This window comes from Microcoleus sp. Pol11C2 (assembly GCF_036701505.1).
Taxonomy (GTDB): domain Bacteria; phylum Cyanobacteriota; class Cyanobacteriia; order Cyanobacteriales; family Microcoleaceae; genus Microcoleus.
In genome coordinates, this window is the sequence record NZ_JAUBQX010000015.1 from 54,569 (window position 1) to 66,414 (window position 11,846).

An 11,846-nucleotide genomic window follows, 5' to 3' on the forward strand; every position below is an offset into this window, starting at 1 on the left:
TAAAGTCCTGACTACAAACTTTCGGGAAATTGTTCGTAGTAAAGACTTTAGTCATTATAAAAAAGATTAATTGGCGATTGATTCCAATAGTTTGTTAGCACTGTTTACACTTTCACTATCGTATAGTTCTGGATTGTAAGAAACAATTTGTGCTACCAATTTGTGATGATATTGTTGAGCAGTTGCATTCCTAGAACCATGAACGCTACGATAATTAAGAACTCTTTCTCTCGTTCCCAAAAAAGGAATCCTATGTTTGTGACAATTAACCCAAAATTCCCAATCCTCATAACCTTCTTTCATCTCTGCTTTGTAACCGTTGACCAAATTCCAAACTGATTTGTGATACAATGAAGACGTGCAAATCATATTAGATTGTTTGATATTTTTGGGTGAATATAAATCATAACTGGGTATTGTGTGATTTTCATTGCCGCCAAAAAGTTGATAAGAACCAAATGCTACGCAAGGTACTTTGGATGTTAGACATATTTCTAAAAGACAAATCAAGGCATTTGGAGCTAAAATATCATCGGCATCTAAGGGCATTATGTATTCGCCGTTTGCTGCCGATATGCCAGTATTTCTAGCCATTGATATCCCTTGATTGGCTTGTTCTATTAGCCTGATTTGATGCTGGGGATTTGCTGCTATCAAATTTTTGGCTGCTGTGCTAGTAGTATCTAAGCTGCCATCATTGACAATGATTATTTCCCAATTTTTGTAAGTTTGATTGATAACGCTAGTTACTGCTTGCGACAAAAAATGAGCTTGATTGTAACAGGGAATAATCACAGATATCAAAGGTTGACTTTTAAGCTGTGGCGAAGCCGCAATTGGCGGGAGGCTTTTAGGATGGTTTGAAGGTAAATTTTCCCTAGAATTTCGAGCCGCTTGTAAGCCGTAAAAATAAATCTTTGGATGAACAATCGCTAATAGATTTAAATCGGTATTTTGATACTCATTTACTAACCTGGGATATTTCGACAAGTATTCTTCTTTAACAAAAATTAAGATATTCTGAGCGTACCAAGGCTCTACTTTTTCATTGTTCCAGATTTTTTTTCTCAAGCAATCAATGACTGCAAAACCATTTTGCTGAAAGTAATAAGCCCAATATTGTGGCCACTGTTCGTTAACGTGTTCGACACCGCCTTGAAATGGTACTGCTGCTGAAAACAAAATTACTGGTGCTAGTTTAGTTAGAGAATTAACAAATTTTTCCGCACAGGTACTGGGTAAATGTTCGGCAACTTCCAGAGAAATTGCCAAATCAAACTTTCTTTCTACTTGCAGCGGTTGCTTTAAGTCGTAAGACTTGAACTGATTTAAAGGAATTTCTAAAAGAGTGCGATCGACATAATCGCCATCTATTCCTAAACAATCAGCAATTCCCAACTTGTGAAAAGCCGCTAACCAGCTTCCCGTACCGCAGCCCACATCCACCACACTTTTAGGTAAAGTCGGTTGCAGCAAGTCTAACAGCAGGGGAATAATTTCTCTAGCAGAACTGCGAGTTCCTTCTCCGATTAATTGGTAACAATCTCTTGTATAAGATGACTGTTGGTTTTGATGGGTTTGGTTTGCTCTTTGAGAGTTAATTGTCTCTAAACTACTAATATTGTAACCTTGCAAATGTGCTGGCAATTGCCAGGAAATATTGGGGTCGGGTTGATGTTTTACTGGCTCGACATTGCCCCGCCAAGCAGCACCCATAATTTGCATTGTTTGATATACTACTGTTTGCCATCCTCTTTGCTTCAAGTAATCTAAACCTTTACCAACATCGGGAGCGGTTAAATCGTGAAATAAAATTATTGCATCTTCCTCAGCCAATTTTTCACACGCAATGGCATCATTTAACGGCCCATCACCTCCGTGTTCTCCGTCAATGAAAATTAACGACCATTTGCGGTTGAATTGAGCGGAAAATTCTTCTACTCTTTGGGGGCTGTAGCCTGGTATTAGCTCGACTGATGTTTGAACGCCCGACGCATTTAGAGCACCTTGAATTGAGTCGATTACGCTTTGTCTGATGTCTTCTCTTTCTAACAGCGGATCGACGACATCTAATGCAACTCCTGCGAGGGCTAAATGACAGGCTGACCAACCCAGCCAGCAACCTATTTCTAATGCTTTTTTACCTTTGAATTGCAGGGCTGTGTTGTAAAGAATGTGGGCTTCGTCGCGATTCAAAAACCCGATGAATGGATAGCGCTTGTCTGCATACCAATTATGCGGAATTTCCCGGCGCAAGTAAGGCCAGTTACTCGCATTTGGATCGGCAATAATCATATTGGGGAAATAGGAGTCAGGTATAATTATTTGGAACTCTGGCGAAACGTAATCCCCTGGTTGTAATAAATTATTTTTGCTAAGTTCAGATTGTTGGTAAGTCATTTTGGGTTCTTGAAATATTGGTATTGCTTCCTGTTTTTTAGGTTGATAACGGACGCTAATTTCCAGTATATCGCCGTCAGTTGCCATCAATTGTACTCGGTCAAACTGCTGGCGGCCAGCTAAATGCAAAATGCCGATCGCCTCCTGCGGCAAGTAAGGCTCCACAAAACAGCCTCGCTGCTTGTCCCAAACCGGAAAACCGTTGAATATCCAATTGCACCAAGCTGGGAGCATTTCAGTGAGATTGAACAATTCGCCACTGTAAACAGCGAGGTTGAGGGCAAATTGATCTGTCATGACACAGCCGGATCTTTGCAATCCTTGATTGAGTTTTTCAGCCCATATTTTCCAGTGCGAAGTATCTTTTCGGAGTGCGAAAACTCCGGCATTTAATATCGGATAACTGTAGAATTTCTTAGCAATTTCTTCACCAAAGTTAGCTTCATATTGTTGATAAACCCAGTGCCAAAACTGAGGAAGTTGCCCGTACTGCTGCAAGCTCGCCCTGTGAACTTCGGGAACAATTGCCAGTCCCCTGCGCGATGCTCCTTCAACCAACAAATTAATGGCTCTCCAGTCTTGAACCCAAGCATCCGCATCAATCCAAAGGTATATATCAAAATTGGGAAAGTATTTTCGCAAACAAGGTCTAACTAATAGTCCTTTTAAATGTTCGGGAGATTCATTTCTGCCAGGAAAGTCAAAGTCCCAATCCGGCTTTTGAATGATATTAACTTGTGTTTTCAGCCACTGCAACTGTTCGGGAGTACAGCCGAGATCGAAAAAGCCGATCGCCACATTTTCACCCTCTGGTTTTTCCCGCACCGATAAAATAGTACCTTGCACCAATTCAAAGTAATTTGCATCGGCGGCGGTGATGATGATAATCTGCATAAATAGCTTTTATTATCCAATCAAACTGCTGAGTATAACGTAGGGTGCGCCTCGGCGCGCCTTACTATAGTGTAGGGTGCACCATACGTACCTTACTATAGGCTAGCAATATTCATAAAACTATACTATCGAGGAGGAATTGTGAAAAACCAAAAAGGGAAAGTTTATCTAGTCGGTGCGGGACCCGGAGATTGTAACTTGATGACAGTCCGATCGCACAAACTGCTATCCCAAGCAGAAGTTTTAATCTACGATGCTCTCATCGACATCCCCCAACTCGAATTAATCCCAGCAACTTGTCGAAAAATCCAAGTTGGGAAACGCGGCGGAAAACCTTCCACCCAGCAGCAAGAAATCAACCGTTTGCTGGTAGAAAATTGCCAATTAGGAAAACAAGTGATCCGCTTAAAAAGTGGCGATCCGTTTATTTTTGGTCGTTCTAGTTCCGAAATTCAAGCATTAATCACAGCCGGCTGCGAGTTTGAAGTAATACCCGGAATATCCTCCGCATTAGCCGCACCTTTACTAGCAGGAATTCCCCTCACAGATCCGGTAATGAGTCGTTGTTTTGCAGTGATGAGCGCCCATGAACCGGATGCTTTGGAATGGGAAGCATTAGTGCAGATAGAAACTTTGGTAATATTGATGGGAGGGCGCAATTTAAGCGAGATAATTTGGCAATTGCAAAAGCACGGACGATCTACTGACACTCCGATCGCCATTATCCGAGATTGCGGCCGCCCCGAACAGCAAATTTGGCTCGGTACTCTCTCCAACATTGTACAGCAAACAGCAGGTCAATCTCTGTCGCCTTGCGTGATCGTAATTGGGGCAGTAGTTAGATTGCGCGAATATTTAATCCAGCCAGAAAGCACAAATATGATCGATACACCTGTCACGATTAATAACAGCAAATCCCCACTAGCAGGAAAAACCATTTTAGTCACCCGATCGGTTTCTCAGTCGGCTGAATTTAGCGATCGACTCCAGCAACAAGGAGCCCGCGTGATCGAAATGCCCGCCTTGGTAATTGGGCCACCTTCGAGTTGGGAACCATTAGACAGTGCGATCGCACAAGTGTCAAGCTTTCACTGGTTAATTCTCACTTCCCACAACGCTGTAGACTGCTTTTTTCAACGATTACAAGCAAAAGGCAAAGACGCCCGCAGTTTGTTTGGTATTAAAATCGCAGTTGTCGGGAAAAAAACAGCAGAAAGTTTGCGATCGCACTCTCTACAACCAGACTTTATTCCCCCCAACTTTGTCGCCGATTCCCTAGTCGATAACTTCCCCGACAACTTGCAAAACAGCAAAATCCTATTTCCGAGAGTAGAAAGCGGTGGCAGAGAAATTTTAGTAAAAGAATTCACCGCCAAAGGAGCGCAAGTAATAGAAGTGCCAGCTTACCAATCTTGCTGTCCCGAAACTATCGATCCGATAGCCCTATCCGCACTTCAAAATCAAGCCGTAAATATCATAACATTTGCCAGTTCAAAAACCGTGCATAACTTTTGCAATCTCATAGAACAAAGCCCGCAATTGTCCAGATCTCAGGATTGGTTGGAAAGCGTTTGCATCGCATCCATCGGCCCAGAAACTTCCAAAAGCTGTCAGAATTTATTGGGTAAGTTAGATGTGGAAGCCAAAGAATACACGTTAGACGGATTGGCTGAGGCGATCGTTGAATGGGTTGCAGAATATCAAAGTTCGTAACTGCTAGCGGGCAGCCGTTAATTATCTCATCTGTAGCTTGTAAAATGGTTGTAATACCAATTTAAAAAAGTAAGTAAGGACACGGCAGTGCCGTGTCCATACAGATGCTCGCGTACAATCTCTAGGTTGCAAAACTTTTATGAATTCGGATAAAATAGTTGTAAAATAACTAGGAGGAAAGACACATGACCGCAAAAGACCAACTTCTTCAAGAACTCGCCCAAGTACCAGAAACTATGTTGAAAGAAGTGCTGGACTTTGTACTAAGCCTGAAGGCAAAACAGCCTGTAAAATCAGAAAAAAGGGATGTTTAGAACGCTTACCTAGAATCTAACAAAGAACGAGATGAGGTTTACCGTCGCCTTGCCAACTCCTAAATTTTTCTGGCGTTGCTGAGTTATAGTATGAACACGAGGAACAATTTATGCAATGTCCAGACTGTAAATCAACCCATATCCGTAAAAACGGCAAGAAAAAAGGAAAACAAAACCACATTTGTGTCGAATGTGGTCGTCAATTCATTAATGAGTATGCACCCCAGCGAGGCTATAGCGAGAGCATCAAACGTGACTGCCTAAAAATGTACGTCAATGGTATGGGCTTACGGGCGATAGAACGAGTTAAGGGAGTTCATCATACCACGGTAATGAATTGGGTAAAACAAGTCGGAAAACTGTTACCAGATGTTTATGACCCTGAAGTCATTCCAGAAGTGGGTGAACTCGATGAGTTACAAACTTATGTAAAAAAAAACAGATAAGATCTGGCTGTGGACAGCGGTTGACCACTTTAAGCCAGGAATTTTAGGATGGGTATTAGGGGATCATAGCGCTAAGACATTTGAACCATTATGGGACCAAGTAAGTACATGGAAATGCTATTTTTATGTCACAGATGGATGGTCTGTATATCCCATGTTTATTCCTGATGGAGATCAGATTGTTAGTAAGACTTATATGACACGAGTCGAAGGGGAAAATACAAGACTAAGACATTATCTAGCTCGGCTACATCGCCAAACTCTTTGTTATTCTAAATGTGAGGAAATGCTCAAGCATTCTATTAAGTTATTAATACATTACTTGAAATTTGACGATATTCCCATTCCTGGGGCCTTCATATCTTGATTCAGCAACGCCATTTTTCTCTCTAGATGAAGTGCTAGAACTTGATGCAGACCAGATTTCTAGCTTTGGTGGCACTCCCGGCGTTAGAGATGAATGCTTGTTGGAGTCGGCTTTGGCTGAGCCACAAGCAACTTTTGGCGGAGATTTTTTGCATCCAACGATTAGCGAACAAGCTGCCGCCTATTTCTATCAAATAGCGATGAATCATCCCTTTATTGACGGCAATCAACGAACGGCTTTTGCAGTGACAGATACCTTTTTGCGTTTGAATGGTTGCGCTCTGAATTTGACCGACGATGGAGTATATAATTTAGTCATGCGAGTCGCACGGGGAACCATGACTAAGGAAGCACTAATCACCAATTTCGAGTCATGTACTTTTGAGTTTTAATAAGTAATTTTGGCAGCCTTCATTGAGATTCAGTAAGGTGCGGCGTAGTCACCCTACATTAAAATAGCGAATCGCGGAACAAAAAAGCGAGTAAAATTATCACTAAAGAACAAAGCCGAGATCCTTTGCGTCAAATCAGTAATAAAACTAAACAAAAAAAAGCACAAACCGCCGATCGCCCTTTCTTCCCAAAATCCCGCTACCCAACTACTAATTAGCAATAGCCATGAATATAAATTTTTCTCGTTACGACACCTTAAGCACCCTGCTAGCAGGAACTACCGCAGCCTTAACTATAGTCATCAGCCAACCCGCGATCGCCAAAACTCCCCAAGAAGTCGCCAGCATTGCTGGGCCGCTGACAGTACAAATTAACAGTTCCCTCGGAGACGGTTCTGGGGTAATTATTGCCAAAACAGGCAAAACTTACACAGTTTTAACAGTCAACCACGTCGTAGAAAAAGCAGACGTGAAATACACCGTTCGCACGTCTAAAGGCAAAAACTATCAAGCAACCTCCGTCACCCGTTTGCAAACCGCCGAAACTGACCCGGATTTAGCCGTAGTCAAATTTGAAAGTCCCGAAGAATATCCAGTCGCGACGATCGCCGATTCCGATCAAGCCGTCATCGGCACTCAAATCTTCGTTTACGGCTATCCGGCTACCGGCGGACTTTTCGGCGCGGAACGAGAACCCGAACTCTCTCCCGGACTCGTTACCAGCCGCCCGGGGAACCGCCCGGAAGGTTACACTTTGCGGTATCAGGCCGTAACTTGGAGCGGCATGAGTGGCGGTCCAGTTTTTGACTCCGAAGGCCGAGTCATCGGTTTACACGGACAAGGGGAATTCGGTTTCGCGCAAACGAGTTCCGGCGAAGTCGCCCCGATTAAAACCGGATTTAACGCAGCAGTTCCCATCAATACATTTATCGCCAAGCTAGTGGCGGCGGGAATAAACAAATCCGAGTTGAAAGTAGACAATACTCCCGCAAATCAAGGCCCCGTATCCACCGCCAATCCGCAAGACGCCCAAGCTTATTATTTTCGAGGACTTTCGCGGTTAGATCAAGACAATCCTTCGGGGGCGATCGATGATTTCTACAAAGCACTCACTTTCAAGCCCAACTACACTCCTGAATTGCATTTCAACATCGGCAATGCCCGCACTCTTCTCGCCAGCATCGAGACAACCCGCGCGCCCAGCGCTATGGAAGCATACACGCAGGCGATCAAAGCCAATCCCGGTTTTGCCGACGCCTACTACAACCGAGCTTTAGCTTACCTTGAAAACAACAACAAACCGCGAGCAATGGCCGACTTTCAAAAAGCAGCAGAACTTTACAAGCAAGGTGGCCGAACAAGTGCGTATCTAGACGCGCTCAGCAGAATCAAACAGTTGCAATAAACTTAGCATTTAAGAGTTTAAACATCAAAATGAAGCTATTCATTTTGATGTTTGAATTTCCAACTAGGGTAATTAATATAATCAGCAACTACCATGAACGTAAATTTTTCCCGTTTCGACACCTTAACCACCTTGCTAGCAGGGAGTACGGCTGCCCTAACTATAATCATCAGCCACAGTGCGATCGCCAAAACTCCCGAACAAGTCGCCAACATTGCCGGGCCGGTGACAGTGCAAGTTAACAGTTCCCTAGGAGACGGTTCCGGCGTAATTATTGCCAAAAACGGCAAAACTTACACAGTTTTAACAGTCAACCACGTCGTCGAAAAACCCGATCTCAAATACACAGTTCGCACCTCCACAGGCAAAAACTATCAAGCAACCTCTGTCACCGAGCTGCAAACAGCCGAAACAGAGGCGGATTTAGCCGTAGTCAAATTTGACAGCCCAGAAGACTATCCAGTGGCGACGATCGCCGATTCCGATCAAGCCGTCATCGGCACTCAAATCTTCGTTTACGGCTATCCGGCTACCGGCGGACTTTTCGGCGCGGAACGAGAACCCGAACTCTCTCCCGGACTCGTTACCAGCCGCCCCCGCAACCGCCCGGAAGGTTACACTTTGCGGTATCAGGCCGTAACTTGGAGCGGGATGAGTGGCGGGCCGGTTTTCGACTCTGAAGGCCGAGTCATCGGCTTGCACGGACAAGGCGAATTCGGTTTCGCCCAAACGAGCTCCGGCGAAGTCGCCCCGATTAAAACGGGATTTAATGCAGCAGTTCCGATCAATACTTTTATGGCGAAACTGGCGGCGGCGGGAATGAACAAATCCGATTTGAAAGTAGACAATTCTCGCCCCACCGCAGTTCCCCTATCCACCCTCAACCCAAAAGACGCCCCAGCCTTTTATTTTCGAGGACTGGTGTACTTAGATGAGGGATATACTTTCGAGGCGATCGAGGATTTCAACAAAGCACTCTCTTTCAAACCCAACAACACCCCGGAATTGCATTTCAATATTGGTAATGCCATCACCATCGCCAGCACTCCCGAGACACGCACTAACCCGATTCCAGCATACACGCGGGCGATCGAAGCCAATCCCGGCTTTGCTGACGCCTACTACAACCGGGCTCTAGCCCGCCTCGAAAACAACAACAACAAACCGCAAGCAATTGCCGACTTTCAAAAAGCAGCAGAACTTTACAAACAAGGCGGAAGAACGAGTGCGTATCTAGACGCGCTCAACAGAATCAAGCAATTGCAGTAGAATTAGAAGTTAAGAATTAAGAATTAAAAATGGGATTAGTCATTTTTAATTCTTAATCACGTTCCTACAAACAGCAGGTAAATAACAATGACTGCTATCACCTTAAACCTCAATTCCATTATCAAACTAACTTCAGAACAGTTTTATCAACTGTGTGAACAAAACCCGGAATTGAAACTTGAACGGAACGCCAACTGAGAATTAATTGTCATGCCACCAACCGGAGGAGAAACGGGAAAAAGCAACTCAAAATTCAACTTACAGATTGGACTTTGGAACGAACAAACCCAACTTGGTGAAGCCTTTGATTCCTCCACAGGATTTACTCTGCCCAATAAAGCCGATCACTCTCCCGATTCGTCTTGGGTAGAAAAATCCCGCTGGGAAGCTTTGACACCTCAACAAAGAGAAAAATTTATCCCGCTTTGTCCCGATTTTGCTGTGGAAATTCTCTCTCCAACGGATAGCTTGAAAAAGACTCAGGAAAAAATCCAAAAATATATGGAAAATGGCTGTCGTTTGGGTTGGCTGATTAACCCCAAAAAACTGGAAGTTGAAATTTATCGCCCCGGTCAAGAGGTGGAAGTTTTACAATCTCCTCTCACTCTTTCTGGGGAAAATGTTTTGCTGGAATTTGTTCTCAATTTGCAAAAAATTTGGAATTAGCAGAGTTTAATTTTGACTTATATCATCTTCCGTAAAATAACCGTTATAAGCTGCTAGTGAGGAATCTAAGTCGGAACGAGTGAAATGATGACTCTTCGTCCTCACTACGAACCAATTTTGTTAGGCTCGTTCGAGGGGAAATAATATTAGCTGGAAATGTGATAAAATTATAAGTACCCATAAAATTAACGCGCTAGAATTAGAGTTCCAACAATTCCCGCTACAAATGTCACATTAGAATAATTAAAAACACTTTTTGACCTGCAACTTGTCAGAGACGACCAATTTTTCAGAGAATGGCAAGACTACTTGCCAGAAATCACCGACTTTCAAAAACGACAGCTAGATCAGATTAAAGCGGGTTACTTCAACTTGCTGTCGTATCCGCCGATGCTGGAAAAAACGGCTTTGCTGATTTACGGTATGAAACGCTAAATATGCCCGTCATAGAAACCAGTATCAACAAAGCTTTTGGATTTTAAAGCTATTTTCTTCATACCCTGATTAAGCAACGCCGAAAAAACAATCAGTTTGTCGAGCGTCTCTCCGCTGTTATTTACGGGCGAGTTTTATCTGCATCCTTTCTACATTAAACAAAAAAAAATCGTCGAATTTTCCGAAGAAGATGAAGGCGTTATCATCAAAGACAGCAGCGACACTTTAGTGTTAAAAGAGCAGTTGTGGCTGATGGTAATAGAATCAAATTTGTCCTTAAATTCGATAACCTGACGGGGTGACAACCCCGCTCATTTGCCCCACCAGTGGCGGATTTGCCCAACGTGAGGTAAAAAAAGATGGGGTCGAAATTGTTAAGTGTCCCCATCTAGATAATTATGTTTCCTAAATTTTACCAGAACAATCTAGAAAAACAACTCAAACCTGCAGAATACCAGACCCTGAAGGCTCTGGTATATACAGCATATTCCATGTGAGTTTGGTACACTAATTGTAGTAGCTCGGTGTAAAAAAATGAAACCATTACCGCTCGAATTTCGTGAAAAAATAGTTAAAGCTTATGAACAAGGTGATACATCTATTAGGAAAGTAGCTGCCCGATTTGATGTAAGTAAAGCGTTTGTCCAGAAACTCTTGAAACAAAAACAAACCCTCGGTCATGTTCAACCCAAAAAACAGGGCGGAAGCCTTAAAAGTGTGTTATACTCGCGCACAACTGAATTGACAGAAATGGTGGAAAAATATCCTGATAGCACCTTGTCAGAATATTGTGAATATTGGCGAGAGTGCCACAAAGAATCCGTCAGCCCTAGTATGATGTGTCGCGAACTAAAAAAACAAAATCTGACGCGAAAAAAAAGACAATACGAAGTAGTCAGGCTGCCACAGAACGAGTGCAAATTTTGAGGTGTGAATATTGGGAGCAGGTGAAAAATATCAGCCCGGAAAACCTCGTTTTTTTGGATGAAATTGGGGTTTTATTGGGGTTAACACGAACCCACGCACGTTCAAGAGTGGGTAAGAGAGCCTACGATTTAAAACCCTTCTATCGGGGTGCAAAAGTCACTGTTGTTGGAGCAATTAGCTTAATAAAAGTAGTAGGATTAATGACGCTAGATGGGTCGATGGATGGCAAGGCTTTTGAAGTATTTATTGAACATTTTTTAGTGCCGAACTTATGGGAGGGTGCAGTCGTTGTTATGGATAATCTCAAGGCCCATAACTTAGCGACGATTGAACCATTAATTCACTCGGCTGGTGCCAGTATCCTGAATTTATCACCTTATTCTCCTGATTTTAATCCTATAGAATTATGGTGGTCACAACTGAAAGCTTTTTTACGTCAGTTCTCCCCAACTACTACCAAGATGGTTGACGTTTTGCTGGCTACTGCACTTGATTTAGTGAATATTAAACACTTCAAAAACTATTTTACAAGCTGCTGCTACTGTACTTAATTAACCTGGAATTCGCTGTATTTTCACCGCCGAGTGTTATGGCTTGATAACAAAGAGCGATTGTTGTT

The 11,846-nt window shown here is 43.1% G+C and carries 11 protein-coding genes and 1 pseudogene; 11 read left to right on the forward strand and 1 reads right to left on the reverse strand.

Features of this window, described 5'->3' with window-relative positions:
• Nucleotides 1–66 precede the first annotated feature (66 nt).
• Nucleotides 67–3,294, reverse strand: a complete 3,228-nt coding sequence (locus QUA42_RS11465) for a glycosyltransferase (protein ID WP_333137398.1) — start codon at nucleotides 3,292–3,294, stop codon at nucleotides 67–69.
• A gap of 141 nt (nucleotides 3,295–3,435) precedes the next feature.
• On the opposite strand from QUA42_RS11465, the gene cobA reads away from it, so the two are divergent.
• The 11 genes and pseudogenes from cobA to QUA42_RS11520 all read left to right on the forward strand — a co-directional run bounded on the left by cobA (nucleotide 3,436) and on the right by QUA42_RS11520 (nucleotide 11,778).
• Nucleotides 3,436–5,007 (forward strand): uroporphyrinogen-III C-methyltransferase, encoded by a 1,572-nt coding sequence (cobA, locus tag QUA42_RS11470; RefSeq protein ID WP_333137399.1) that lies wholly within the window; start codon nucleotides 3,436–3,438, stop codon nucleotides 5,005–5,007.
• Nucleotides 5,008–5,192: 185 nt separating this feature from the next.
• Nucleotides 5,193–5,321: a hypothetical protein gene (locus tag QUA42_RS11475; RefSeq protein ID WP_333137400.1), complete on the forward strand. Its 129-nt coding sequence runs from the start codon at nucleotides 5,193–5,195 to the stop codon at nucleotides 5,319–5,321.
• Between the two features lie 110 nt (nucleotides 5,322–5,431).
• Nucleotides 5,432–6,134, forward strand: a protein-coding gene (locus tag QUA42_RS11480) for an IS1 family transposase (RefSeq protein ID WP_333137401.1) whose coding sequence is annotated in 2 segments (ribosomal slippage) — nucleotides 5,432–5,754 and nucleotides 5,753–6,134 — 705 coding nt in all. Because the reading frame shifts where the segments join, the coding sequence is not laid out codon by codon here.
• Nucleotides 6,097–6,525, forward strand: coding sequence for a type II toxin-antitoxin system death-on-curing family toxin (locus QUA42_RS11485; RefSeq protein WP_333137402.1), 429 nt, complete (start codon nucleotides 6,097–6,099; stop codon nucleotides 6,523–6,525). The genes QUA42_RS11480 and QUA42_RS11485 overlap by 38 nt, the downstream gene beginning before the upstream one ends.
• Nucleotides 6,526–6,751: 226 nt before the next feature.
• Nucleotides 6,752–7,930, forward strand: a complete 1,179-nt coding sequence (locus QUA42_RS11490) for a tetratricopeptide repeat-containing serine protease family protein (RefSeq protein WP_333137403.1) — start codon at nucleotides 6,752–6,754, stop codon at nucleotides 7,928–7,930.
• Nucleotides 7,931–8,023: 93 nt separating this feature from the next.
• Nucleotides 8,024–9,199, forward strand: coding sequence for a tetratricopeptide repeat-containing serine protease family protein (locus QUA42_RS11495; protein WP_333137404.1), 1,176 nt, complete (start codon nucleotides 8,024–8,026; stop codon nucleotides 9,197–9,199).
• Between the two features lie 87 nt (nucleotides 9,200–9,286).
• Nucleotides 9,287–9,865: pseudogene (locus QUA42_RS11500) on the forward strand (Uma2 family endonuclease).
• A 309-nt stretch (nucleotides 9,866–10,174) separates the two neighbouring features.
• Nucleotides 10,175–10,300, forward strand: coding sequence for a hypothetical protein (locus QUA42_RS11505; RefSeq protein ID WP_333137405.1), 126 nt, complete (start codon nucleotides 10,175–10,177; stop codon nucleotides 10,298–10,300).
• A gap of 96 nt (nucleotides 10,301–10,396) precedes the next feature.
• Complete coding sequence (locus QUA42_RS11510) at nucleotides 10,397–10,594, forward strand: hypothetical protein (RefSeq protein WP_333137406.1); 198 nt, start codon at nucleotides 10,397–10,399, stop codon at nucleotides 10,592–10,594.
• A 240-nt stretch (nucleotides 10,595–10,834) separates the two neighbouring features.
• A complete protein-coding gene (locus tag QUA42_RS11515) occupies nucleotides 10,835–11,227 on the forward strand; it encodes an IS630 transposase-related protein (RefSeq protein WP_333137407.1) in 393 nt (130 codons plus the stop codon).
• Between the two features lie 20 nt (nucleotides 11,228–11,247).
• Nucleotides 11,248–11,778 carry a transposase gene (locus QUA42_RS11520; RefSeq protein ID WP_333137408.1) on the forward strand — a complete coding sequence of 177 codons (531 nt, stop codon included), beginning with the start codon at nucleotides 11,248–11,250 and terminating at the stop codon, nucleotides 11,776–11,778.
• The last annotated feature ends 68 nt before the right edge of the window (nucleotides 11,779–11,846 follow it).

Bases quoted from the DNA above. Each gene is read 5' to 3' on its own strand.
- QUA42_RS11465 (WP_333137398.1), bottom strand. From the start codon at position 3,294: ATGCAGATTATCATCATCACCGCCGCCGATGCAAATTACTTTGAATTG.
- QUA42_RS11475 (WP_333137400.1), top strand. From the start codon at position 5,193: ATGACCGCAAAAGACCAACTTCTTCAAGAACTCGCCCAAGTACCAGAA.
- QUA42_RS11490 (WP_333137403.1), top strand. From the start codon at position 6,752: ATGAATATAAATTTTTCTCGTTACGACACCTTAAGCACCCTGCTAGCA.
- QUA42_RS11495 (WP_333137404.1), top strand. From the start codon at position 8,024: ATGAACGTAAATTTTTCCCGTTTCGACACCTTAACCACCTTGCTAGCA.
- QUA42_RS11515 (WP_333137407.1), top strand. From the start codon at position 10,835: ATGAAACCATTACCGCTCGAATTTCGTGAAAAAATAGTTAAAGCTTAT.